The sequence below is a fragment of the Caballeronia sordidicola genome (assembly GCF_000729995.1).
Taxonomy (GTDB): Bacteria; Pseudomonadota; Gammaproteobacteria; order Burkholderiales; family Burkholderiaceae; genus Caballeronia; species Caballeronia sordidicola_A.
The window spans coordinates 338,633-361,824 of sequence record NZ_JNFG01000020.1; the positions used below are offsets into that span (position 1 = coordinate 338,633).

Annotated in this window: 21 protein-coding genes; 8 read left to right on the forward strand and 13 right to left on the reverse strand. The window is 57.8% G+C overall.

Annotated features, from left to right (window positions below; genetic code table 11):
* Nucleotides 1–128 precede the first annotated feature (128 nt).
* Nucleotides 129–1,376: a D-arabinono-1,4-lactone oxidase gene (locus tag FH08_RS0120770; RefSeq protein WP_031360196.1), complete on the reverse strand. Its 1,248-nt coding sequence runs from the start codon at nucleotides 1,374–1,376 to the stop codon at nucleotides 129–131.
* A gap of 281 nt (nucleotides 1,377–1,657) precedes the next feature.
* Between FH08_RS0120770 and FH08_RS0120775 the strand changes: the two genes are divergently transcribed.
* Nucleotides 1,658–2,464 carry a TatD family hydrolase gene (locus tag FH08_RS0120775; RefSeq protein WP_031360197.1) on the forward strand — a complete coding sequence of 269 codons (807 nt, stop codon included), beginning with the start codon at nucleotides 1,658–1,660 and terminating at the stop codon, nucleotides 2,462–2,464.
* Nucleotides 2,465–3,306: 842 nt separating this feature from the next.
* On the opposite strand, the gene FH08_RS0120790 is transcribed toward FH08_RS0120775, so the two are convergent.
* The 3 genes from FH08_RS0120790 to FH08_RS0120805 all read right to left on the reverse strand — a co-directional run bounded on the left by FH08_RS0120790 (nucleotide 3,307) and on the right by FH08_RS0120805 (nucleotide 5,745).
* Nucleotides 3,307–3,642 (reverse strand): hypothetical protein, encoded by a 336-nt coding sequence (locus FH08_RS0120790; protein ID WP_031360199.1) that lies wholly within the window; start codon nucleotides 3,640–3,642, stop codon nucleotides 3,307–3,309.
* A 1,389-nt stretch (nucleotides 3,643–5,031) separates the two neighbouring features.
* Complete coding sequence (locus tag FH08_RS0120800; protein ID WP_031360200.1) at nucleotides 5,032–5,412, reverse strand: VOC family protein; 381 nt, start codon at nucleotides 5,410–5,412, stop codon at nucleotides 5,032–5,034.
* Between the two features lie 12 nt (nucleotides 5,413–5,424).
* Nucleotides 5,425–5,745, reverse strand: a complete 321-nt coding sequence (locus FH08_RS0120805) for a hypothetical protein (protein WP_031360201.1) — start codon at nucleotides 5,743–5,745, stop codon at nucleotides 5,425–5,427.
* A gap of 407 nt (nucleotides 5,746–6,152) precedes the next feature.
* On the opposite strand from FH08_RS0120805, the gene FH08_RS0120815 reads away from it, so the two are divergent.
* The gene (locus FH08_RS0120815) at nucleotides 6,153–7,610 is read left to right on the forward strand and encodes an NCS1 family nucleobase:cation symporter-1 (protein WP_031360202.1); all 1,458 of its coding nucleotides are present in this window, start codon (nucleotides 6,153–6,155) and stop codon (nucleotides 7,608–7,610) included.
* Nucleotides 7,611–7,748: 138 nt separating this feature from the next.
* Here FH08_RS0120815 and FH08_RS0120820 read toward each other — a convergent pair whose 3' ends face one another.
* The 3 genes from FH08_RS0120820 to FH08_RS0120835 form a co-directional block, all read right to left on the reverse strand.
* Nucleotides 7,749–8,741, reverse strand: coding sequence for a sugar-binding protein (locus FH08_RS0120820; RefSeq protein ID WP_031360203.1), 993 nt, complete (start codon nucleotides 8,739–8,741; stop codon nucleotides 7,749–7,751).
* Nucleotides 8,742–9,016: 275 nt separating this feature from the next.
* Entirely contained in the window at nucleotides 9,017–10,042 is a 1,026-nt protein-coding gene (locus FH08_RS0120830; protein WP_235210428.1) for an ABC transporter permease, read from the reverse strand.
* A 74-nt stretch (nucleotides 10,043–10,116) separates the two neighbouring features.
* Nucleotides 10,117–10,857: an ATP-binding cassette domain-containing protein gene (locus FH08_RS0120835; protein WP_031360206.1), complete on the reverse strand. Its 741-nt coding sequence runs from the start codon at nucleotides 10,855–10,857 to the stop codon at nucleotides 10,117–10,119.
* 361 nt (nucleotides 10,858–11,218) lie between these two features.
* Here FH08_RS0120835 and FH08_RS0120840 point away from each other — a divergent pair, with 361 nt between their 5' ends.
* The 3 genes from FH08_RS0120840 to FH08_RS0120850 all read left to right on the forward strand — a co-directional run bounded on the left by FH08_RS0120840 (nucleotide 11,219) and on the right by FH08_RS0120850 (nucleotide 14,234).
* A complete protein-coding gene (locus tag FH08_RS0120840) occupies nucleotides 11,219–12,277 on the forward strand; it encodes a LacI family DNA-binding transcriptional regulator (protein WP_031360207.1) in 1,059 nt (352 codons plus the stop codon).
* Nucleotides 12,278–12,408: 131 nt separating this feature from the next.
* Complete coding sequence (locus FH08_RS0120845; protein ID WP_031360208.1) at nucleotides 12,409–13,161, forward strand: SDR family oxidoreductase; 753 nt, start codon at nucleotides 12,409–12,411, stop codon at nucleotides 13,159–13,161.
* 137 nt (nucleotides 13,162–13,298) lie between these two features.
* Nucleotides 13,299–14,234 (forward strand): SMP-30/gluconolactonase/LRE family protein, encoded by a 936-nt coding sequence (locus FH08_RS0120850; protein WP_031360209.1) that lies wholly within the window; start codon nucleotides 13,299–13,301, stop codon nucleotides 14,232–14,234.
* Between the two features lie 17 nt (nucleotides 14,235–14,251).
* Here the strand turns inward: FH08_RS0120850 and FH08_RS0120855 are convergent, their stop codons facing one another.
* From FH08_RS0120855 to FH08_RS0120870, 4 genes are read right to left on the reverse strand one after another with little or no spacing between them, the layout of a single operon-like run.
* The gene (locus FH08_RS0120855; RefSeq protein WP_031360210.1) at nucleotides 14,252–14,980 is read right to left on the reverse strand and encodes an amino acid ABC transporter ATP-binding protein; all 729 of its coding nucleotides are present in this window, start codon (nucleotides 14,978–14,980) and stop codon (nucleotides 14,252–14,254) included.
* Nucleotides 14,955–15,692 (reverse strand): amino acid ABC transporter permease, encoded by a 738-nt coding sequence (locus FH08_RS0120860; RefSeq protein WP_031360211.1) that lies wholly within the window; start codon nucleotides 15,690–15,692, stop codon nucleotides 14,955–14,957. Before FH08_RS0120860 ends, FH08_RS0120855 begins: the two co-directional genes overlap by 26 nt.
* 3 nt (nucleotides 15,693–15,695) lie before the next feature.
* Nucleotides 15,696–16,394 (reverse strand): amino acid ABC transporter permease, encoded by a 699-nt coding sequence (locus FH08_RS0120865; RefSeq protein WP_031360212.1) that lies wholly within the window; start codon nucleotides 16,392–16,394, stop codon nucleotides 15,696–15,698.
* A 43-nt stretch (nucleotides 16,395–16,437) separates the two neighbouring features.
* Nucleotides 16,438–17,265, reverse strand: a complete 828-nt coding sequence (locus tag FH08_RS0120870; RefSeq protein WP_031360213.1) for an ABC transporter substrate-binding protein — start codon at nucleotides 17,263–17,265, stop codon at nucleotides 16,438–16,440.
* 280 nt (nucleotides 17,266–17,545) lie between these two features.
* Between FH08_RS0120870 and FH08_RS0120875 the strand changes: the two genes are divergently transcribed.
* From FH08_RS0120875 to FH08_RS0120885, 3 genes are all read left to right on the forward strand, one after another.
* Nucleotides 17,546–18,844 carry an aminotransferase class V-fold PLP-dependent enzyme gene (locus FH08_RS0120875; protein ID WP_031360214.1) on the forward strand — a complete coding sequence of 433 codons (1,299 nt, stop codon included), beginning with the start codon at nucleotides 17,546–17,548 and terminating at the stop codon, nucleotides 18,842–18,844.
* 117 nt (nucleotides 18,845–18,961) lie between these two features.
* Entirely contained in the window at nucleotides 18,962–19,885 is a 924-nt protein-coding gene (locus FH08_RS0120880; protein WP_031360215.1) for a LysR family transcriptional regulator, read from the forward strand.
* 166 nt (nucleotides 19,886–20,051) lie between these two features.
* Nucleotides 20,052–20,528, forward strand: a complete 477-nt coding sequence (locus FH08_RS0120885) for a hypothetical protein (RefSeq protein WP_031360216.1) — start codon at nucleotides 20,052–20,054, stop codon at nucleotides 20,526–20,528.
* A 51-nt stretch (nucleotides 20,529–20,579) separates the two neighbouring features.
* Here the strand turns inward: FH08_RS0120885 and speB are convergent, their stop codons facing one another.
* Nucleotides 20,580–21,554: an agmatinase gene (gene speB, locus FH08_RS0120890; protein WP_031360217.1), complete on the reverse strand. Its 975-nt coding sequence runs from the start codon at nucleotides 21,552–21,554 to the stop codon at nucleotides 20,580–20,582.
* Nucleotides 21,555–21,598: 44 nt separating this feature from the next.
* Complete coding sequence (locus FH08_RS0120895) at nucleotides 21,599–23,191, reverse strand: gamma-glutamyltransferase family protein (protein ID WP_031360218.1); 1,593 nt, start codon at nucleotides 23,189–23,191, stop codon at nucleotides 21,599–21,601.
* Nucleotide 23,192: the final 1 nt, after the last annotated feature.

Below are 23,192 nucleotides of genomic sequence, written 5' to 3' on the forward strand. Positions count from 1 at the left end.
GGAAGCCGACGCATACTCGTCTGAGGTCTTGAGGTCTTGAGGTCTTGAGGTCTTGAGGTCTTGAGGTCTTGAGGTCTTGAGCTCTTGAGCTCGCCTTGGAGCGAGTGGCGCCTTCCACACGGAGCGGCTCAGCCAAACAGTGTCCTGAGATGGTCATTCAGGAAAAACCCTTCAGGGTCAACGCTTCGCCGTAGCTCCCGGAATGCAGCAGCCTTTGGAAACAGCCGGTCGACATCGTCTCGGTTCGTGAAATGCAACTTCCCCCAGTGCGGCCGCGAGCCATAGCGTCGGAGTATGTCGTCGACATCGCGAAGGAACGGCCAGTAGTCGACGCCGTTCGGGCCGCCAGAGCAGGAGATAGTGACGCTGTCCTGTTCGTAGAAGGGACTTATCCAGGCGGGGTCAGCGGCAGTGAACCGATACTCGACTGGGTAGATGCAGTCCGTGTGCTTTGTAAGGATAAGTTCCCGGACTTCGCAAAGTGCCTGCTTCCCGTATGAGGCCGGCACCGCATATTCGAGTTCGTGAAAATTGGGCACATACTCGATGGGATAGACTTCGGAGCTGTAGGCGATTTTTTCGAAGGGCGACTCAGACGGCTGCGTTTCGGACGTTATATCCATCACTTTGACTTCGCATACGTCATAGTCTTTCGCGGAATTTGATGCCTGAGAAGTATCCGGAAGACAGTAGAGATGCCGACTCTCGGACTTCGGGCACCAGAAAAAACTGAAATGCCGATGCCTGGCTGCCAACTCATCATGCATTTCCATGCATGCATCGAAATCCTCCCGCCAGATGCGCTCGTGCAAGTTGTAGGAGTCCATGACTTGCAGCGTGATTTGTGACACTACGCCGAATAGACCAAGATTTACCTGCGTCGCGTGCAACAAGTCAGCATCGGTTCTGTCGCTCACCTCGAGAATGCTGCCATCGGGACGAACGATGCGCATGCCAACCACTTGAGACGAGAGATTGCCGAGCGTTGTCCCCGTTCCGTGAGTACCGGTCGCCAACGCTCCCGCGATTGCTTGCGAGTCGATATCGCCTTGGTTACTCAGCGAGAATCCGGCTTGCTTCAGGTGCTGAGTAAGCGCGTTGATTTTCGTGCCGGCGGCGACGGTCACCCGGTTCGCCCCCCGATCGACGTGCAGAACACCTTGGTAATCTTTGAGCGACAGCAGCATTCCACTTGTCGCCACGATGGGCGTGAACGAGTGTCCTGACCCGGCGCATCGTACGTTAAGCCCCCGACCTGTTGCTTCTTTCATCAGCGCCGCGAGTTCCTCTTCCGAGCTGGGCGCGGCCATGTGACCAGCAACGAATGACTGGTTTCCGACCCAGTTGCGCCAATGTCCCCCACGTGGAATGTCCATTCCCAGTTCTCCAAAAAAAAAGCTGCTGCTTTGCAGCGTGCGCCCGATGCGATTAGCCGACCACCCTCTTTTTTTGGAGCTGTTCGAGGGATGGCATAGCGGCCGCCTTAAATGGATATGGCCGCACTATGCCACTAACACGTTAAGCACGAAAGAGCTCGAGTAAGCGGGTGTTTCTGAAACGTCCTGGCAATGCGCATTTGGGAAAGGTGCCTTCTACAAGTACTATTGGGCAACGTTTAGATACCTTCATTTAAGCGGTATCCCTTTTACATGAAGCCATGCAACTCATCGATATCGGCGTCAACTTTCACTCAAAGCAGTTGCGTGGCCTGACCGACGGTCTCATCGAACGAGCAAAAGCGGCGGATGTAGTCGCAATCTTGGCTACGGGTACGTCGCTACAATCGAGTCATGACCAGCTGGCTCTAGCCCACAGGTACCCGGGATACCTATTCTCCACAGCAGGTGTACACCCACATTCGGCAGATGCGTGGTCCGCTGAGATGCTGAACGCTCTTGAGGTGCTGTGGCAGGACGACGTTTGCGTGGCTGTCGGCGAATGCGGGCTCGACTACAACCGCAATTTTTCGACCCCGGTGAATCAACGCTTAGCCTTTGCAGCTCAACTGTCCGTTGCCGTGAGGACTGGAAAGCCTCTTTTCCTCCATTGCCGTGATGCGTTCACAGACTTTTATGCAATGACGAAAGAAGCGGTTCAGGCTGGCGCGCATGGAGTGGTTCACTGCTTCACGGAGTCTGCCGACGAAGCCAAAGCGTTTGTCGACATAGGATTGGATATCGGCATCACTGGCTGGGTGACAGACGAGAAGCGTGGCGGCGCCTTACGCTCCGCAATGCGAGACCTACCGCTCGACAGACTGCATCTCGAAACAGACGCTCCGTATCTCGGACCCAAGAATGCCAAGAAGCGCCGACCCTACAACGAACCTGCGAATTTGATATGGGTGGCTCGTGCCGTCGCAGAATTGAAGGGCATCAGCGAAGATGCAGTCGCGCAAGCTTGCACCGAGAACAGCCGACGTTTGTTTCGCTTGTCATTGTCTGCGCCGGTCGCCAAGTCTTGACCGTCTCAGCGGCGACGAGCATCACAGATATCTCAGGAAACAGCGCACTCGGCGAAGACGAGGATGCGGACCCTCGGCACATCAGCAGTTCTCCGGATGCAATTGGACGAACCCTTACCGCTTCTACAGGCGCTTGACGGTGAACTCGCCATCCCGATAGCCTCAGAACGACGAACTCGTCGGTAGGGTGCTTTCGCGCCAGTTGCGGAGCGCGCGAAAATGCCGCTAGCGCTATACACTGGCACTCCAATCAAAGTCGCCTACGCCATGCCTGCAGAACACCCTGCTGACGAGCCGCACAAAAACGCGGCACCATTCAGACGCGAGCCGGTACCGGCTTTGCCTCGAAAGCTGCCGACCGGGTCTAGTGGCATCGAACCTGCGGTCGCCACTGGATTCTGCGGGCTGATGCTTGATGCCGGCGCCTGGGCTTTCATGCGTGACAAGAGCGGAGACTTCTTCCCCGCGCTCACCCCCATTTGTATGGTCGCGGGCGCCATTCTTACCGCTATTAGCGTTGCGTTGTTCGCCCTTGTCTGGCTCAAGCACCAGCGCGCTTCGCGCTCCAGATAATCGTGTTGAAGTGCCGCTGAGATGGTGTGTTATTCGAGAACAGTTGTCGTCTTGTCATTGAGCAACAGAAACGCTTCTTGCCCGCAGGGTAAAAGCGTTTTGCGAGCCGACTCAGCCTGATGTTCGAATCGCAATTCCACCGTGGTGTTTTCGTTGGGATTCGTGGGTGGGTTCGACATCCCGCTGCATCGTCAACCAAACGCACAATTAAGTGCGTGGTTGTATCGTCGTAATACGACTGAACTTCAGCAATGTCGTAAGGGTTCCGTCTACGTAAAGTAGAGATCACTACACGGTCCGGCATAGCGGACATCGAGCGATGACCGGTCTTTAAAGACGAGGCGTTTTACAAGTCCCAAGTCTTGCGCGCAGAGCACAGCGCTCCGGTTCACAAATACACCGGGGCATTCGTCCGGAAGAATCAGCTGCATCAGCGGACTGAACTTTTGCATCGCGTCATAGAAGCTAGGTTCGCGTGACGGGCTCGTCACACCCAGCCAATAAACCAGGGCAATGATGGGGTCCTTTGAGTCCCGGGCGAGAAAGCGCAGCGTTGGATGTGTTTGCGTGTACAACTCGGGTTCAATCACTGGCACTTCGCGCATTTGGTCTCCGTTCGTTCATATAGCAATATCGAGAGGTGGGGCGCGGCGAAGTTCTTGTCTGCGCGTGCCGCCTCAAATGCGTCCCGAGCGGGGCGCTTAGGTCAATACGTCGGCGCGGTCCTCGCCGGCGAGGTCAGCGGCGTGGAGAGCGCAGCGCACGGAGCATGCGCTGGCATTGGGGCGGTGTCCTTGATGCGATGTCGAAACGACCGTTTCCATGTGGCGTGTCTCCCAATTTTTTACCCTTCGTCGTTGCGAAGATGTCTTGCATGTTCGAACCTGGCTGCAATCACTTTCACAGGAACACTTTACCTATGTGTGACAGTCCATTTATCGGTCAGTCGCGTGGGTGTCGATTCTGCGGGAAGCAGCCCGTTTTCAGAACCGGTGTTTACGCGATGTAACTAAACATGAGGGCGCAAAGAGTATTGGTCCTCGCCGTGTTACGGCGCGCGCGCGGCCGCCCGCTTCGCACTCGTCAGTTAAATCGATGCAGCCACGAGCACTCAAAATGTCAGAAAAACGATGCCAGGTTGTCGCCAGCATCTCCCCGGTTTTCATTCGCATGGCGATGCGGATAACTTAATGCGGCGCCGCAGTAGAGTTCAGAGTACGAAGGCCGCTAGAGGTGGATGTTCCAATAGCGTCCTCGTTTCATCGCTTCCGGTCGAACCTGACTACTGCCTCAGTGTTTGGAAAAGAGGTCGCATCGAGGTCCGGTCAAGCAGATGGGCGGACCGGGCGAGCGTGTACCTCCACTTGCGCTTTGCGTGTCTGGAACTCCGCCATATGACACGTCCGTGCTGGACTGGGCGGACTCATTAGCGTTCTCTACCAGGGACGCCCGCGCAGTTGGCTGCACGCTCTGCTGAGTCTCCTGTACGCTCGTGCAACCTGCCGACAGAAGCAGGCCGGCGCACGCTACCGTTGAAACGAATGCCGATTTCATATCCATACTCCTTACATGAAGTGCAGTTGCCTGAGTCCTTTTCTCGGCAGTTGGAAATTAAAATATTGTCCTCGCACGTACCGAGCGCATCGATGCCGCCAGCCGTGCTCCAAAGTCCCGTTGCGGATACGAATTGAATACCTCTGATGAATGGATGCGCTGATAAGCAACTCAGCACTTGCCGGAGAATGGCTCTGCTTACAAAGGTGAACCCTGGCCCACAACGGCACCTCTACTACTGATTCAGTTATAGGTCGTACGTGTTAAATTAAAAGGAACCGATATCGTGCTCGACGTGAAGCGGCAATGCGTCGGGCGAGCACACGGACCTCTTCCTCAACCACGCCATTTCAGATCCATCGGCCATACTGATCGGCCTGTCCGATCCCCGTGCACGCGACATCACACGATCAATGTCGTCGCCTAATCGTATCGTGCGTTCAGCTCAATGGCCGGGCGAAGCTGAGTTCGTGGCCGTCGGGGTCCTTGACGTGGAAATAGCGTTCGTTCCACGGCGCATCGCGCGGTGTGAACTCTGGCGGGAACCCGGCCGCGAGCGCCTTGTGATACATCGCATCGACGTCCGACACATAGATGATCACCCGGCCCCACCAGTTGGCTGGACCGTGCGTTTCCACGGTCAGGTTGAGAAAGGACGTGCCCGCAGCGAATGAAGTGAACGGTTCGTTTTCGCCGCCGTGCAATAACGGGAACCCCAGCGCCTGGTAAAAGAGCACGGCGCTGCGCATGTCGCGAGTGGACAACGTGATGGCGCTTAAGCCTTCGATCACCGGCTCGGCTCCGGCAGGGGGCAAATTCATCGCTTGGTGTGCTCAGCCTGGATGATGATGGGAAACGAGCGGTAAGACGGATATATCCGGATGCGTGCCATCGATAATACTTCGCCCGATGTGCCGCGCCTCTTGCACGGCGTCGTCCGCGCTCTTGAATTCGTCGTCACCGCTGGCGTGGAAGTGGAGGGTTTCGCCCGGCGCGTCGGCGTGCGCACCGTGCCGACAGATAAAGCCGATGTAGACATAACGGTCGCTTACTTGCGGCGCCGCGTGAGCAGGCATCGGCTTTAATTGAGCCTGGACATGGATGTCGAAGCCTTCGTATTCGAAAACGCGCCATGGAGCAGCTTCGTCGGGCATAGCGACCTCCCTCATATTCATTTGCTTTCGCGAATAAACGGTACACCTTGTCTCGCTTCGAATCCATCCGAACTTTGAATGCCGTTCGCGACGGCACGGTAGAACGCTTTCTTCACCTCGATGCTTCGGCCAGCGTTCCACGTTACGTGCATCATCACGATGCGCGGCGGATATGAAAATGTCGAGATACCCTTGTTCCAGATAGACGCCGCTTTCTCATCAGACGGCGTTGAATCGTGCGTTTGATTTGTGCCCCCGAACTTCGCGATTAGGGTTAACCCATTCGGAACTGTGCGGCAAAGTATCTACAGTTCTTGCATACCACCTTGCTTCAGACGCGGGGGCATTTCTGCCTAGGGGCGTCTGCCGGTCTTTCCGTAGTTCCACGAACTGAAAGGAGATGACAGATGGAAATCCGCGATCCTTCCCCCGGCCTCTACAACGAAGATCTTGCTCCCGCCCGCGAGCGCAACTGGGGTGCCTTCAGCATCTTCAACGTCTGGACCTCGGACGTTCACAGCCTCTGGGGCTACTACCTCGCCGCCAGCCTGTTCCTCCTGTGCGGCAGCTTTATCAACTTCGTGCTCGCGATCGGGATCGGCTCGCTGGTGATCTTTGCGCTGATGAACCTGATCGGCTTCGCTGGCGAAAAAACCGGCGTGCCTTACCCGGTGCTGGCGCGCGCCTCCTTTGGCGTGTGGGGAGCAAACCTGGCGGCGCTGGTGCGAGCTGTTGTGGCCTGCTTCTGGTACGGCGCGCAGACAGCCGCGGCTTCGGGTGCAATGGTCGCGCTGCTGATCCGCAGCGACAGCCTGATGGCGTTCCACAAGGGCACGCAGTTCCTCGGCCACTCAGGCCTGGAGGTGATCTGCTATGTGGTCATCTGGGCGCTGCAGTTGCTCATCATCCAGAAGGGCATGGAGACGGTGCGCAAGTTCCAGGACTGGGCCGGCCCGGCAGTGTGGATCGCCATGCTGCTCCTGGCGATTGGACTGTGCGTCAAGGCCGGCGGTTTCTCTTTCACCAGTAGCATTCCGATGGACGTGATGCTCGAGAAGACCAAGGACGCCGGCATCAGCGGCACGCCCGGCTCGTTCTGGGCGCTGATGGCAGTGGGCGCGACCTGGATCACCTACTTCGCGGCGTTGTACCTCAATTTTTGCGATTTCTCGCGTTACGCGAAGAATCGCGACGCAGTGAAAAAAGGAAATTTGTGGGGCCTGCCGGTCAACCTGATCGCGTTTTCGCTGGTCGCCGGCGTCACCACCCTCGCCGCCTTCAAGGTGTACGGAGAAGTGCTCCTGCACCCCGAGCAGATCTCGGCCAAGTTCGACAGCTGGCTGCTGGCGCTCATCGCGGCGCTCACCTTCGCGGTCGCGACGCTGGGCATTAACGTGGTGGCCAATTTCGTCTCGGCAGCGTTTGACATCTCCAACACGTTTCCCAAGGTGATCAGCTTCAAGAAGGGCGGCTACATTGCCGCAGCCATCGCGCTGGTGCTCTACCCGTTCGCGCCCTGGGAAGGCAACGCCGCGCACTTCGTCAACGCCATAGGCGCCACCATGGGCCCGCTGCTGGGGATCATCCTGGTGGACTACTATCTGGTCGCCAAGGGCAACATCAACGTGGCAGCGCTCTACCAGGAGCACGGCGAGTACCGCTACGAAGGCGGTTGGAACGTCAACGCGGTGGTCTCGGCGGCGGTCGGCAGCGTGTTTTCGACCTTCCTGCCCAACTTCACCAACCTGCTGCCGGTCTGGTGGAATACCTATGGATGGTTCTTCGGCGTGGTGATCGGCGGCGGCATGTACCTGATCATGGCAACGCTGCGGCCGCGTAACGCGATCGCACCGACTCGCGCCTGAATGGTTTGTCGGGGAGGAGGCAGGGGTGGGAAACGACACGCGGACCGCCGGTATCGCGGAAGCGGACACTCAGTCACGAAATCCGCGTGCGGCTCCCAAGCGGCCCGCATCCATCTTTGCAATGTTTCCTGCCCGCCTTCAATGCTTGAGGCAGGTGTCGGCGTTCTTCCAGGTACAGGTGTCGAGGCCGGTGTGGATGACCGGCTCCACCGACTTTCCTTCCGCGAGGTCGCGCATGACCATCGCTGCCCGATAGCCCATTTCCTCCGGCCGCTGTCCGACGAGGACATTGACCTTGTGGTCCTTGAGCGCCTGCAGTTCAGGTCCGAGCGTATCGGCCGAGACGATGACGAACTTGCCGCTCTGGATCTTATCCATGATCGGCGCGACGACCTGCGAATAGGCCTGCGGAGCAAAGAGCGGCCAGCCGCCTTCGAGCACGAAGGCATCGAGGCCCGTGGCGTTGGCGGTCAGCGTGTCCTGCATCATCTGGTTCGCCTTGGCGGCGTCGTCGTTCACGTAGAGCGGGCAGGCGCTGATCTCCTTCCAGCCGTTTTCGCCGGCGAGCTTCTGGATGCCCTTCTTGCCGGAGAGTGCATCGCGCGTACCCTGGGCGCGCTGATTGATGTTCTCTGCGGCGGGATTGCCCATGACGAGGCAGATATTGCCACCCTTCGGCATCAGCAACTTCAACTGCTCGCCGAGTTTGACGCCCAGTTCGTAATTGTCAGTGCCGACGTAGCTCTTGCGGAGCGAGACGTCCTTCGGCAGCAAATCGGCATCCGCAGTGATGACCGGGATCGTCACATTGCGGCGTCGCAACTCTTCGGCAGCGGCGGGGGCGTTCGCGGGCGAGATAGCCATGCCCGCCACGCCCTTGGTCAGCAGGTCGTCGATGATCTGCACTTCGGCGGTCTCGTCGGCGGCCGTTGCGGGGCCGGTGTAGATGCAGGTGTAGCCTTGGCTTTTGAGCTCCTTGTTCGCCCGCTCGCATCCCTGATGCATCAAGTCGAAGTAAGGGTTGTCGAGTCCCTTCACCACCAGCGCCAGGGTCTTATCGGCTGCGAAGGCGGGGGACGCCAGCATGGAAAGTCCTCCGATCGCAGCAAGACACATCAACATTTTCTTCATTGTCGCCTCCGTGTAGACCGGCGTTAGCGCTTACTCCGGTCCCATTGCGCCTATTCCGGTCCCATACAAAGTTATCGGCGCCGGCTTTGCGGTGCCAATGTCTGCTCGCACGATTTTCGTAACGATCGCAAGGAAAGGCCATATGCGAGCTTTAACCTTCCCGCGGAACCTCGCGTTTCTTGTGAACCCCTGCGTCCGGCAGTTCCGCGTCTCGTCCGGTCGCACCTCAGGCACCGGCCGTATCGCATGCTGCGGCCGGTGCATCCGAAGACATTTCAATCTCCCTGCCGCTCGCCGCCGAGCCGGTTGAAGAGCACGGCGATGATGATGAAGGTGCCCACGACCGTACCCTGCCAGAACGAGTCGACGCCGAGCAGGATCAGGCTGTTGCGGATGACTTCGATCAGCGCGGCGCCGACGACGGTCCCAAACGCGCTGCCGATGCCGCCCGTGAGATTCGTGCCGCCGATCACGGTCGCGGCGATCACACGCAATTCGTCGCCGGTGCCAAGGCCCGTTGTCACCGCGCCGAGCCAGCCGACTTCGAGGATCGCTGCGACGCCCGCCATGAGGCCGGCGAGCACATAGACGGAGCAAATGATGCGACGCACCGGAACGCCGGTGAGATTCGCCGCATGGCGATTGCCGCCGACCGCGAAAACGTAGCGGCCCCAGCGAGTGCAGGCAAACGCAAACCAGAAAATCACGGCGAGCACGATCAGGAACCACACCGGATTGGCGATGCCGAAGGTCTTGCCGCCGCCGAGCGCAAGGAGCTTGGCTCCGTCGGGACCGAAATCGAAAATGGTCCGGCTGCCGGAGAACACCAGCGCGAGGCTACGGCCGACGCTCAACATGCCGAGCGTTACGACGAAAGGCTGCATGTCCAGATAGGCGATGAGCAGGCCGTTCACGAGTCCGACGAGCCCCGCGGTCAAAAGTCCCATGCCGATGCCGGCCCAGATCGGATAGCCGGCATTCATGACCACCGAGAGGACGATACCGCTCAAGCCGATAGTCGAGCCGACCGAAATATCAATGCCGCCCGTGACGATCACCGCCATCATGCCGAGCGCGACGATGGCGACGAAGGCGAAGTTGCGCGTGACGTTGAAAAGGTTCTGCTGTGTCGCAAAGGTCGAGGTCACGAACGAGAGCAGGATGCAGGCGACGATAGTGGCAAGCACCACCCAGAAGACCTGACTCGCGAGAAGCCCGGTCCAGCGAGTGTGGGTCCTCGCGGTTTGCGGATCATCAAGCAATATCGGCGTTGGGGTAGGCCTTTCCGGCGCATTGTTCAATTTCGGTCTCCTGTCGGTCGGACCTGGCGCTTGAGCGTTTAGTGCGACCCCATGCATAGCCGTGCGAGGCAGATTCAGGCGGCGGCGATGGCTCCGGTGATGAGGCCGGTTACTTCTTCCGCAGAGGACGCTTCGGTCCTCTTGTCTGCGACCTTGCGCCCTCGCCGCATGACGACCACGCGGTGGGCGACGTCGAAAACGTCAGGCATGCGGTGGCTGACGAGAATGACTGCGATTCCATGTTCGGACAGGCGTCTGATGAGGCTGAGCACCTCCGCCACCTGCCGGACGCTGATCGATGCCGTCGGCTCGTCCATGATGACGAGCCGCGCCTCGGAGAGGCGCGTGCGAGCGATCGCCACAGCCTGTCGCTGACCTCCCGACATCTGTCTGACGAGATCCCGGGGGCGCGTCTCGGATTTCAGTTCCTTGAAGAGCTCGCCGGCGCGCCTATACATGGTCGCGTGATCGAGAATGCGGATGGGCCCGAAGCCGATCCGTGGCTCACGGCCGAGGAAGACATTTGCGGCCGCCGTGAGGTTGTTGCAGAGCGCGAGTTCCTGATAGACGACTTCGATCCCCTGAGCGCGGGCGTCGACTGGCTTGCTGAAATGCACCTGTTTACCGGAGATGAGGATTTCACCCTGCGAGGGGGGAAAGTTACCGGCGATGACCTTCACCAGCGTCGATTTCCCAGCCCCGTTGTCTCCCATGAGCCCGACCACCTGGCCCGGCTCAAGACTGAACGTCACGTCGGTCAGGGCGTGAATGGCGCCGAAGTGTTTGGAAACCCCTCTGAGCTCTAAGAGACTCATGGACTGTCGCGCTCGCTCCAGTGGAGCCACTCATTTATTCGGCCGGGCGACCGATAGACATGGTAGTTAATTTTTTATAGCACAACGGCGCCTTTTAGCAAGGCTCCTCAGGTCAACCATTGCCGTGGCCAGACGCTGCGGCAGGGGGCGGCGACATTGACAAACAGCTTTCCGATACATGCACGATCAGGATAACGCTATGTCCAGACCCCATTGTCGCCCGCACTATCTATAGCGATTGGCTTTCGCGAGCGCGGTCAACATTGCGGTCTCGACATCAGCCATCCAGTATCATTGGCGCACCAGGTTAATGAAGAGCACGATGCCCGACGACAAGCTTTTGACTTCCGCGCCTCCCCGCATGGCCGACGTGGCGCGTATCGCCGGAGTCTCCAAAATGACCGTGTCGCGTGTGCTCGCGGGCAGGCCCGTCAGCGCGGCCACGCGTGAGCGCGTAATGGATGTGGTCAATCAAATTGGCTATGTCGCGGACGCGGCTGCCGGCGCGTTGTCGTCGGGACGTTCCTCGTTCGTCGCGGTGCTCGTGCCATCGCTCTCGAGTTCGAATTTCTCCGATACCGTTCGCGGCATTAACGACGTGATCGAACCCGCCGGCATGCAAATGCTGCTGGCAAACACGGACTACGACCTGCCGCGCGAGGAAGAACTTGTCCGCGCGCTGCTTCGATATCAACCGCGTTGCATCGTATTGACCGGCAGTCACCACACGGCCGAGACCCATTCGTTGCTGGCGCGCGCGCGCATTCCCGTCATCGAGACATGGGATATGCCGGCAAATCCTATCGACCGTGTCGTCGGCTTCTCGAATGCAGAAGCTTCACGTGCCATGGTCCGCCATCTTTATGAGCGCGGTTATGAGCGCATTGCTTTCGTGAGCAGTGCGTCGAAACTCGACCGGCGCGGTATCGACCGCCGGCGCGGGTATCTGAAGGAAGTCCGGGCGGCAGGCTGCGAACCCCGCGACATCACGAAGAGCGCCTGGACGACGACCATGGCGCACGGCGTCGCCATGGCTCATGGGGCAGCCGCGCTGCAGCAGTTGCTCGAGCGCTGGCCCGACACCGACGCCGTGATGTGCGCCAGCGACATCCACGCGTTCGGCGCGGTCATGGCGTGCCATCGGCTCGGCTTGTCGGTGCCGGGCGATATCGCGGTGGCGGGGTTCGGCGACTTCGAAGTGTCCCGGCACTGTTATCCGACGATCACGACCGTTTCCGTCGATGCGTATGGCATTGGACACGCTACCGGCGAATCGCTTCTCGCGGCGCTCCATGAGGCGGAAGGCGAGGGCAAACCGGACAAGACCCGAGGGACGGAAACGGTTGTGGCAGCGAAGCGAAAACCGCTGCAGTCGGTCATCAAGATTCACTACGAAGTGGTGCCGCGCGAGAGCACATAGCGACTCGCGAGGCACCCGCTTACGTCTTACGTCAATGAATGTGGCGTGATTCACCTGCCTTGTACAGGCTATCTCCTCATGCTAGAGTCAGTTGATTCGTTACCGGTAACCCTAAACAAGGAGAGGTGACAATGAAAGGAAAAATTGCCTTGATCACGGGCGCAGGTTCAGGAATCGGGCGTGGCGTCGCACTGGGTTTGCTAAGTGAAGGCTATACCGTCGTGCTGGCGGGACGAAACGAAAGCGCGTTAACTGAAACAGTAAATATGGCCGGCTCGCACGCGGCCGACGCCCATGCAATACGCTGCGATGTTGCCGACCTCGACTCAGTCAATCGGCTGTTCACTCAGATTGAAGAAAAGTTCGGCCGACTGGATCTGTTGTTCAATAACGCCGGCACCTTCACGCCACAAAACTCACTGGAAGACATCAGTTATGAACAGTGGGTTCAGGCCGTCAACGTTAACCTGACGGGTGCCTTCCTATGCACGCAAGGCGCCTTCCGGCTGATGAAAAAACAGCAGCCACGGGGCGGCCGAATCATCAATAACGGCTCAATCTCAGCGCATGCACCGCGCCCGAGAGCTGCCGCCTACACCGCGACGAAACACGCAATAACCGGCTTGACGAAGGCGTCCGCGCTGGACGGCCGGCCTTACAACATTGCCTGTGGCCAGATCGATATCGGCAATGTGGTGACCGACATGAGCGAGTTGATGGCGAAAGGGACGCTCCAGGCCGACGGCTCGATCAAGGTAGAGCCGCGCATGTCGATGGATAACGTGGTCAAGGCAATCCTGTACATGGATAGCTTGTCACTGGACGCAAACGTCCTGTTCATGACGGTCATGGCTAGTCATATGCCTTACGTTGGCCGAGGCTGACGCAAGCAGTTGGTAAGAGCGGAATTTCATATCCGGCCATCCTGCCGCGCGTCTTTGGGCGGCATCTGGGGTGGGTCGCTATTATCGTGATCGTGCCGGCGCTGACAGAAAGACGGAAAACTCGTTAGGAAATCGAAATGAATAATCCTGCTATCGAAATATTTGACGAACGTGCCCGCGATCTCTTGAGCGCAGATGCGACGCTGGAGAAGCTTGCAACCGGATGCATTTGGAGCGAGGGTGCGGTCTGGATGCACGAAGATGGATCCGTGCTATGGAGCGATATTCCGAACAACCGCATGATGCGCTGGCAGCCTGAGGAGGGTGGGAGTGTCTGGCGCGATCAGGTGGAATATACCAATGGCCACACTCGTGAAGCGGACGGTAGCCTGCTGCATTGCTCTCACGGTCAGCGCGCAGTTATTCGTACCCGGTTCGGCCCGAATCTCAGTGAGCCTGTCGATGAAGTCGTCGTCGACAACTACCATGGACGGCGGCTCAATTCACCTAACGATGTGGTCGTCAAGAGCGACGGGACGATCTGGTTCAGCGATCCGCCGTACGGCATTTTGTCCGATCGCGAAGGGCATCAAGCCGCTCAGGAAATGCGCGGTTGCCATGTGTTTCGATTTGACCCGCGAAATAAGACGCTGGATGTGATGACCGACCTTCTTATCTGCCCGAATGGGTTGGCGTTCTCGCCGGACGAGTCACTGCTTTACGTGTCGGATACGTCGAAGGTTCCGTACGGTGACAAGGGTTTTCACAACATCCGCGTATTCGATGTAATAGACGGTCGAACGCTCAGCAACCCCCGGATCTTCGCCACGATTGCTGAAGGCGAGGGACTGTCCGACGGGTTTCGGCTCGACAGCCGAGGCTGGGTCTTCAGTAGCAGCGCGATCGGAATCCAGGTCTTTCATCCCGATGGCACCAGGCTTGCACTCATTCATGTGCCGGAAATTGTGGCGAACCTGACGTTCGGGGGCGAGAACCGCGACCAGATGTTTATCGTCGCTTCCACGTCCCTCTACCGTATCAACGTGAACGCGCAAGGCATACAGCGCCCGTGAGCGTCCAGCAGACAAAACTAATGCGCCCTCAGGTCGGACAAGAAAGCCTTGGATCGTGCATGCTGTGGCGCTGTAAAGAATGCTTCCGGAGCGTTCTCTTCGAGAATAACGCCTCGGTCCATGAACCAGACGCGGTCGCTCACCTCGCGCGCGAATCCCATTTCATGGGTCACGCAAACCATGGTCATGCCGTCCTTGGCAAGCGACTTCATGACGCTTAAGACTTCGCCGACCATCTCAGGATCCAACGCGCTTGTCGGCTCGTCAAACAGCATGACTGGCGGGTTCATGGCGAGCGCTCGCGCAATCGCGACTCGTTGTTGCTGTCCGCCAGACAACTGCTGCGGATACGAGTTTGCCTTGTGGGCGAGCCCGACCCGATCGAGCAAAGCCACGGCCTGCTCTCGGGCTTCACGTTTGCTCCGTCCTGATACGCGGACTGGCGCCAGGCACACGTTCTCGGTCACTGATAAGTGCGGAAAGAGGTTGAACGACTGAAACACAAAGCCGATGCCGCTGCGAAAGTCATTGATTCGCAGACCGGGTGCATGAATATCCTGTCCGTTCACATGGATAGCACCGGACTTGATCTCCTCGAGGCGATTCACGGTCCGAATGAGCGTGGATTTCCCCGACCCGGATGGGCCGCAAATGACGACGACCTCGCCTTTCTTTACTTCGGCCGTGACGTCCGTGAGCGCCTGATACTCCCCGTACCACTTATTGACCATCGAGAACTGAATCATTTGCAATGCTCCTGAGCTGCGTGATCTTGGGGGTTCGCTTGCGCGTGATGGTGCGCTCCAGGTGTTGAGCGCATTGTGTGAGCACGAAGCACACGAGAAAGTAAGTGATGGCCAAAATGAGAAAAACGGGAAATGGACGCGTCAGCAAATTGTTATTCACCTGGTTTGCCGAAAAGGTCAGTTCCTGCACGCTGATAACGTACCCAATGGATGTCTCCTTGATGATTGAGACGAACTGGCTGATGATGCTGGGCACCATGTTGTAGAGCGCTTGCGGCATGATCACCCACAGCATCGTCTTCCAATATCCCATTCCCAGCGCGCGCGAGGCCTCGACCTGTCCCTTCGGAAGCGCCTGGATGCCTGCGCGTACCACCTCAGAGAGATAGGCCGACTCATAGACGATGAGCGTACAGATAAGCGTCGTGAAGGCAGTCACGCTGTGACCGACCAGGACGGGCACAAGGAAGTATCCCCAGAAAACAAACATCACCAGGGGAACGCCGCGCACGATGTAGATCAGTACGGTAGAGCTTGCGTAGAGAAACCTGATGGGCGAGGTCCTGCATAGCGCGATTCCAATGCTGATGGGGAAAGACAGAACCAGACCCATCACGGAAAGGATGAGTGTCAGGGCAAGGCCACCAAGCGGGCCTTTCGGATACTGTCCGACCAGCAGAAGCAACCAGTTGTCTTGAATGATGTCGAGCATGGGTTACCTCGCCTGGTTCTGAATACGCTTTTCAACCAGGGCGCCCAGTCCCATCAGACCCAGGGAAACGGCGAGATAGAACAATGTCGCAACGGCGTAAGCTTCGAACGTCCTGAACGTTTCGTTCTCGATCTCACGAACGACGTACGTCATTTCCGCGGCGCCAATGGTCATCGCCAGGCTCGTGTTCTTGAACAGCAGGACGGTGTGGTTGATAAATGTCGGCAACGCATTTCTAATGGCTTGTGGAAGCGTCACATAACGCATGGTGCCGAAAAAGCTCAGGCCCAGGGATCGTGCCGCTTCCTGTTGACCGTGGTGCACCGACCTTAGCCCGCTGCGCAGGTCTTCAGAGAAGTACGCCGACATGCACAGGCCGACTGCAATCGACGCAAAAATCAACTCTCCATCGTGTGCATTGATCCATGACTGCGCGGCGTCTGGAAGAAGTGTCGGGACCCCAAAATACCAAAGCAGAATCTGCACGAGCATAGGAACGTTCTGGTGGTAAGCAACGAATGCAGCAACGGCTTTAGTTGCTACGGGAATGCCGGATGCGCGCAGCACTGCGAGCACCACGCCGAGTCCTACCGCCAGGGTCCAGCTCGTTGCCGTCAGCTCGAAGGTCTTGATTGCCCCCGACACAAGCAGATGTGCAAAGGGTCCGGCAAAGATCGGGTCGAAATCAAGGCGTCCAGACATGCATCACTCCTTCTGTCAGATCTCGCTGGCTATCCATATTTGATTAGCCGGGAATGGGTGCAGTGGTGAAATCGCGCTTCATCTTGAAGGGCGAACCAGTACCGAGCCACTTGTCGAAAATCTGCTGCGACTCACCGGACGCCTGCATTTTTACCAATGCGCTGTTGACTGCTTCGGCTAGCTTGGGTTCATCCTTCCTCATTCCGAGCCCCCAATATTCGCGGCCGACCGGCGGGTTCAGGATGGTGATCGTGTTGGCGTTAGCGCCGAGCTTGTCGATGAACCGGTGCATGAGGCTCTCCGACAGCACGTATCCATCGACCTTCTTTTGGGCCAGGGCCATGAACGCGGATGGCGCGTCGTCATAGCTGACAATTTGTGCGGTAGGCAATGCGCGTTGGACCATGGGTATGTTGCTCGATCCCTTGATCGTGCTGATACGTTTGCCTGCCAGGTCGTTGAGCGTCTTGTTAGCGCTTCCCGTGGATGCGGCAATCACCTGGTTGCTGACGAAGTAGGTGTCCGAGAAAGTAATCTGTTGCGCACGCTGCGCGTTGTATCCCAGAACAGCGGCGAGAATATCGACGCGTCCTTGCGTCAGTTCGGGAATGCGTGCGTCCAGTGACAGGACCTTCAGTTCGGGCTTAACGCCCAACTCCTTCGCCACGCCCTTGCAGAAGTCGACGTCATAGCCGACTATTTCACGGGTCTCGGGGTCTTGAAATCCAAAGGGTGCGCCGTTGCTGAGAACCCCGCATACAAGCGTGCCATGTGCCTTTACGTCGGCAAGCTGGTCGGCGTTCGCAACCTTCGCGCCGGTCACCAGGGCGACGACCGCGGCTACCGCGATGCATGTTTTGTATCGGTTCACTAGAGTTCTCCAAAAGGACGAGAGTTAAGTCAGCGCATGGCTTCAGGGTTATTGCCTAGTGCCGCGCGACCCTGTTGGAAATCATTCTTCCACGCAGAAAATCCGTTAAAAAGTGATATTTTTAGATAGTGTTGCATCGCTTTTATTCATCAAGTCGCCGGAAATAAAGCGATGGTAAAACATCAAAAAAAATCGCTTTTCGTCTAGTTTTGCCGGACTTATCGTGGACCCGAAATGTCGCGAGAGTGTCTTGCGAATGACGACGATAAAGGGATAGACGATGGAAAGCGCCGACGGGCAACTTTTCAGCGACGCGCTGATGCGCGTTGTCAGGGAGAGGTTTCACTATGTTGATTCGGACTTCACGGGACGCAAACGGCTCTACTTTGACAACGCCGGCGGCTCCTATCGCCTGAAGAGGGCAGTTGAGCGATACGCCGAAGTCGACTTGATTCCGGATAACCCGGAGCGCATCCATGAAGTCGCCCGCGCGTTGCAGGCAATACAAAAGAAGGGGGCCGAAGATGCCCGCCTGATCCTGAACGCGACAGATGGAACCATCTATGCCTCGTTGACCGCCTCGGGTGCCATGTTCCAGATGGTCCAGGCGATTGCGGGAGCCGTTCCGGGGACCAACATGGTGACGACGGTTTTGGAGCATCCGTCCTCGTACGACGCCATGGCGCTGTACGCGCAAGGGCTGGGTAAAGAGTTGCGTGTAGCGAAGAGCAATCGTGTCACAGGCGGAATAGATGTCGAGGAGGTGCTTGGGCTGATCGATTCCGAGACTTGCCTGCTTAGTCTTATTTATGCCTCGAACATCACGGGCGCAAAAATCGACCTCGAGCGGATTGTGCGGGAAGCAAGAGCGATCAAACCGGATTTGTACATTGTGGTTGATGCCGTGCAGCACGCGCCGCACGGTTTGATCGATGTAAAAAAGACACCCGTTGACGGTATCAATTTTGCGCCCTACAAATTTTTTGGATGCAGAGGGTCCGGTATCTCGTGGCTCTCTGCCCGCGCGGCGAGGTTGCCCCATCAGAAGCTTGCCGCAAAACCAGAAGATTACTGGGACCTGGGCAGTTCGGCGCCGGCGCAGTTCGCCGTCATAACCGAGATAGTGGACTATGTATGTTGGCTCGGCGCTCAGTGCGTGGATTCGACTGATCGCAGGACGCAATATGCGGCGGGCATGAAGGCTATCGGATTGCACGAGCGGGCCCTGCTTTCAAGAATGCTCAACGGAAGCAGAGAAGTACGCGGGCTTCGCGGCCTGCCGGGCGTCAAGGTATTACTGGACCACGGTGACCTGACACGCCGCGACCTGATACTCGCTATTGCATTCGAAGACCTTGCCGAGGTCGAGGCGGTCAGGGAATACGAGCACCGCGGAGTCATTGTCTACGAGCGGGTTTCAACCAGCATCTACTCGAAGCGGATGCTCGAATCGTTCGGGTTGACGGGGGCGGTCCGCATCTCACCCCTGCACTGCAATTCACCCGAAGACATAGATACATTTCTCCAGGTGACTGCCGATATCGCTGAGAAGGCGGCCGTCAACCGCGTCAGCGCGTAACTTCGTGGTTGGTTTACAGATCCGTTCCAGCTGGCAAATTACGAAGGGTGAAATGAGTCTGAAAAGAGATGTTATTGTCGCTAATAACATCTCTTGCGCACCTGTACCCGGACCGACATGCTTACTTTCAAACAGATGGAAGCGTTGTACTGGATTGTCCAGTTGGGGTCGTTCGAGGCCGCTGCCGGGAAATTGAACGCGAGCCAGTCGGCGATATCGAAACGGATCCATGAACTGGAGTCGACATTCGACTTCCTTGTATTTGACCGGACGTCGCGCAGCGCCCGGCTTACCGAAAAGGGCAATGAGCTGTTCGAGTATGCGAAGGAGCTGCTGGAACGGCGGGACGAAATTGTTGAGCGGGTAAGCGCCAAAGAGGTGCTCGTTCGGCGGGTCCGAATAGGAGTCACCGAATTGACGGCGCTTACGTGGTTACCGCGCCTGATATCTGTTATTAAAGAAACCTATCCAAAGGTCATTGTTGAAGCTGAGGTCGAGCTGAGCGCCACGCTGAGGGACCGGCTCGCTACCGACACCGTAGATCTGATCATTGTTCCCCAGGCTGCAGCAAGCGAGCGTTTTACCAGCCTCCCGGTTGGCATCGTGGAAAATGCCTGGATGTGTTCTCCCTCGCTTCACTCCGGCAAAGCGACGATACCCATTGCGGACATTGCCCAGCTTCCCTTGCTTCTGCAGGGCAATCTCTCAGGGACCGGGCTGACCTACTCGCAGTTCTTGTCCGAGAACGGGGTGAGCACGGCGAAAATCCTGGTGGCAAACAATCTGGTCGCTCAGATCGGGCTGACAGTCTCAGGAATGGGCGTGAGCTACCTGCCGAAGACCTGTCTTAACTATATGGTCACGGCCGGTATCCTGAAGATTATCAAAACGAAGCCCGCGCTTCCGCCGGTCCATTACGTGGCGCTCCACCGAGCAGAGCACGCTTATTCGCTTAGCAATCAGGTCGCGCAACTGGCGCAGAAGTGCTGCGATTTCAATGCGAATCTGCTGGATCCGCGGGCGTTATCGCCGGAGAAATGAGGCATCGTATGCCACGGTCAAATTTTGATTGTCCAGACGTTTCCGTTTAAGCCCGTTTTAATTTTTGGTTGCCACTATAGCTACGCAAACGAGTGTCTAAGGGTGCTTGTTTCACCGCCCGCATCGATGGCGATACCGGGAGTTACTGAGGGGAGTCGAATCAGACATGCTTAACAAATCGAGAACGCGCAAACATACCCATGCGGCGATGTCGCCGCTGCTGCGAGCATTGACATACAGTCATGCTGCACATGAACCCGTCACCCAGGGCATGCTTCTGCAGTGTTATGTGGGGTTGGATGCGTTTCGACGGGGTCACGGTTCACGCGAACTATTTACGACTCTGGGCCGACAACTGCTTGTTGCTGAGGAGCTGTGCCTCATCGGCTATCAGCCAGACGAAATTTCGGACGTACGAGAAGCCCTCGCGGCGATGGTGCATATCGACGCCACCAGGAGAGAAGAGGGTGTATGGCTCATGGGCGATGTCGAGTACGCATGGTTGTGCGTAGCATTCGAGATCTTCGGCCGCCAGTTGGCAGTTGCATCCCTGGATAGCATCGCCAAGGCCGAAACGCGGATGGTGGAAGGCTTGCTAAGAGTCAAACCAACTCCTGCTATTATTGTTGACGCGTCCGTGTAAGGCGATGTGGAACTCATGCAAGTGATAGCGGAAGGGCAGATGAAAAATCTCCTACCGCAGAGTATTACGTCTAGCGCCATGTCTGAACAGGCAAACGAGATCGCTTGCGATATGGGCGGCGGCTAATGCAGTGATGTCGGCGTGGTCATAGGCGGGAGCGACCTCCACTACATCCGCACCGACCATGTCGACTTCGGTAAGTCCCCGAATCATTGCAAGGGCTTGGGCGGTCGTGAGCCCTCCCGGCACTGGCGTCCCCGTACCGGGCGCATACGCCGGGTCCAGACCATCGACGTCGAACGTCAGATAGGTCGGGCGGTTGCCCACAATGGCCAGGATGCGCTCGACAGTGGCCTTGCTACCGTTCTCGTGAACGAATGGCGCATCAAGGACATTGATGCCCATGAAGTCATCGTTCCAGGTACGAATGCCAATTTGCACCGAATGCGCAGGATCGATCAATCCCTCCTTGACCGCTTTGTAAAACATCGAACCGTGATTCAGGCTATCGGGCTGATCGTCGGGCCAGGTGTCGCAATGCGCATCGAAGTGAATCAACGAAAGTGGTTGTCCGTATTTCTCGGCGTGCGCCACAAGCAGCGGGTAGCTTATATAGTGGTCACCGCCCAGCGTCAGCATGCGCGCGCCTGAATCAAGAATCGCGCGGGCGTGCTCGATGATCGTCTGCTTGATGGTCGACGGATTGTGGACGTCGAGCCAGCAGTCGCCATAGTCGATAACCGCATAGTCGTCGAAGGGATTGAGACCCCAAGGATATGGCAGTAATACGCCGAGTTGACTGCTGGCCGCACGTATGGCGCGCGGGCCGAGGCGCGCTCCCGGCCGGTTCGTCGTAGCGATATCAAGCGGGATGCCCGTGATGGCCAGATCCACGCCGGTCAGGTCCTTGGTGTAAATTCGGCGCATGAACGAAGTCACGCCGGCATAGGTATTTTCTCTTGATGATCCATACAGAGATTCGCGTCGTATGGCTCCGTCGCCGCGAAGCACTTCGGGTTTATTCATGACGTTCGTTACCCCACTGATGATGGACGCGATAGCCAAATCTTCTAGTTGCCCAACGCACATCCGTCTTTCCGATGGTCCGACGCACCGGCCAGCACACCGCGCTCCCAATCGATCGAAATTGATTGGGCACCGCCGATTGCCCAGTTGGGTGGTACCAGACGAAACCCCCGACGTGTCAGTTCAGCGTGGGTCGAAGCCGGGAGGGTGCTCTCTGCTTCGACCACATTGGTTCCGGGACGAGGGAAGATGCGCGGCATGTCGATGGCTGTTTGCATGTCGAGGCCAAAGTGCAGGACCTTCGATAAAAAGTGCGCATGCCCCATCGCTTGATAATGGCCGCCCATGACGCCGAAGGTCAGCTGGACCTTGCAGTTCTTCGTCACCATGCCAGGGATAATGGTGTGCATGGGCCGCGCGCGCGGAGCGACGGCATTGGGGTGCCCGCGTTCCACGGTGAAGCTTTGTCCCCGGTTATGCAACAGAACGCCCGAGTTCGGCGCCATCAAGCCGCTACCGAACGGGTGAAACAGAGAGTTGATGAAGCTTGCGCAGTTACGATCCTTATCGACCACGCAGATGTATACCGTGTCCTTATGGTCGGCCGGCTTGAACGAGGGCAGATCGGCCATCGGTCGCGCAAGGTCAATCCGGGAACGCAGCTCGTCCGCCAATTGATCCGACAAGAACCAGTCGACATCGACCGGACCGTTGCGGGGATCTCCAAGCAACGCGTCGCGGATGGAATAGGCCAGCCGGGTCGCCTCGATTTCCCGATGCAAGCGGTCAGGACCCAGTGGATCGTCGTTTGCGTCGAAGCCTTCAAGTATCTTCAGGATGAGTAGCGCGATCAGACCCTGACCATTAGGCGGACACTCGTGGACTTCGTAGCCGCGGAAACCTGACTTGATGGGTTTGACGTATTCGCCGTGAAATTCCGCGAAATCCTCGATCGTGTGCAGGCCGCCTTTACTTCGCAAATAGCTAACGATATCTTCGGTAATGGCCCCTTCGTAAAAGGCGCGCGAGCCACCTTCAGATATCGTTCGAAGCGTCTTGGCCAACAGCGGCTGACGATGGACGGTGCCGGCTTCCGGTGCCGCGCTATCAACGAGCATGTGAGCTCGGCAATTGATATCCATACCGAGCAGTTCAAGCTGATTCGCCCAATCCGATGCTGCTCGCGGAGCGACGACATAGCCGTTATCCGCGAGCGATATCGCTGGACTGAACAACCTCCCTAGCGGCATTGTCCCGTGGTCACGCGCCAGAGTCGTCCATGCATCAATCGCTCCAGGAACCGTAACGGCATGGGCGGAGTGCCGCTCGATTGCCGAGATTCCCATGGCGTCGAACGCTTCCACAGAAGCCGCTGCGGGCAACCATCCCGAACCATTGAAGGCGACGATGTCGTCAGTTCCCCTGCGTGAGTACAGGGCGAAGCAGTCTCCGCCGACCCCCGTCGAACCCGGCTCGACCACGCATTGGACAGCACATGCCGCAATCGCGGCGTCCATTGCGTTTCCGCCATCATCCAACACGTTGATGGCCGCCAGCGTGGAGGCAGGATGAGAGGTTGCGGCCATCCCATTCCTGGCCATCACAAGGGAGCGCCCGGGCAATTCAAAGTTACGCATG

Coding starts and splice junctions, on each gene's coding strand:
- FH08_RS0120770 (WP_031360196.1), bottom strand. CDS start 1,376: ATGGACATTCCACGTGGGGGACATTGGCGCAACTGGGTCGGAAACCAG.
- FH08_RS0120775 (WP_031360197.1), top strand. CDS start 1,658: ATGCAACTCATCGATATCGGCGTCAACTTTCACTCAAAGCAGTTGCGT.
- FH08_RS0120790 (WP_031360199.1), bottom strand. CDS start 3,642: ATGCGCGAAGTGCCAGTGATTGAACCCGAGTTGTACACGCAAACACAT.
- FH08_RS0120800 (WP_031360200.1), bottom strand. CDS start 5,412: ATGAATTTGCCCCCTGCCGGAGCCGAGCCGGTGATCGAAGGCTTAAGC.
- FH08_RS0120805 (WP_031360201.1), bottom strand. CDS start 5,745: ATGCCCGACGAAGCTGCTCCATGGCGCGTTTTCGAATACGAAGGCTTC.
- FH08_RS0120815 (WP_031360202.1), top strand. CDS start 6,153: ATGGAAATCCGCGATCCTTCCCCCGGCCTCTACAACGAAGATCTTGCT.
- FH08_RS0120820 (WP_031360203.1), bottom strand. CDS start 8,741: ATGAAGAAAATGTTGATGTGTCTTGCTGCGATCGGAGGACTTTCCATG.
- FH08_RS0120835 (WP_031360206.1), bottom strand. CDS start 10,857: ATGAGTCTCTTAGAGCTCAGAGGGGTTTCCAAACACTTCGGCGCCATT.
- FH08_RS0120840 (WP_031360207.1), top strand. CDS start 11,219: ATGGCCGACGTGGCGCGTATCGCCGGAGTCTCCAAAATGACCGTGTCG.
- FH08_RS0120845 (WP_031360208.1), top strand. CDS start 12,409: ATGAAAGGAAAAATTGCCTTGATCACGGGCGCAGGTTCAGGAATCGGG.
- FH08_RS0120850 (WP_031360209.1), top strand. CDS start 13,299: ATGAATAATCCTGCTATCGAAATATTTGACGAACGTGCCCGCGATCTC.
- FH08_RS0120855 (WP_031360210.1), bottom strand. CDS start 14,980: ATGATTCAGTTCTCGATGGTCAATAAGTGGTACGGGGAGTATCAGGCG.
- FH08_RS0120860 (WP_031360211.1), bottom strand. CDS start 15,692: ATGCTCGACATCATTCAAGACAACTGGTTGCTTCTGCTGGTCGGACAG.
- FH08_RS0120865 (WP_031360212.1), bottom strand. CDS start 16,394: ATGTCTGGACGCCTTGATTTCGACCCGATCTTTGCCGGACCCTTTGCA.
- FH08_RS0120875 (WP_031360214.1), top strand. CDS start 17,546: ATGGAAAGCGCCGACGGGCAACTTTTCAGCGACGCGCTGATGCGCGTT.
- FH08_RS0120880 (WP_031360215.1), top strand. CDS start 18,962: ATGCTTACTTTCAAACAGATGGAAGCGTTGTACTGGATTGTCCAGTTG.
- FH08_RS0120885 (WP_031360216.1), top strand. CDS start 20,052: ATGCTTAACAAATCGAGAACGCGCAAACATACCCATGCGGCGATGTCG.
- speB (WP_031360217.1), bottom strand. CDS start 21,554: ATGAATAAACCCGAAGTGCTTCGCGGCGACGGAGCCATACGACGCGAA.
- FH08_RS0120895 (WP_031360218.1), bottom strand. CDS start 23,191: ATGCGTAACTTTGAATTGCCCGGGCGCTCCCTTGTGATGGCCAGGAAT.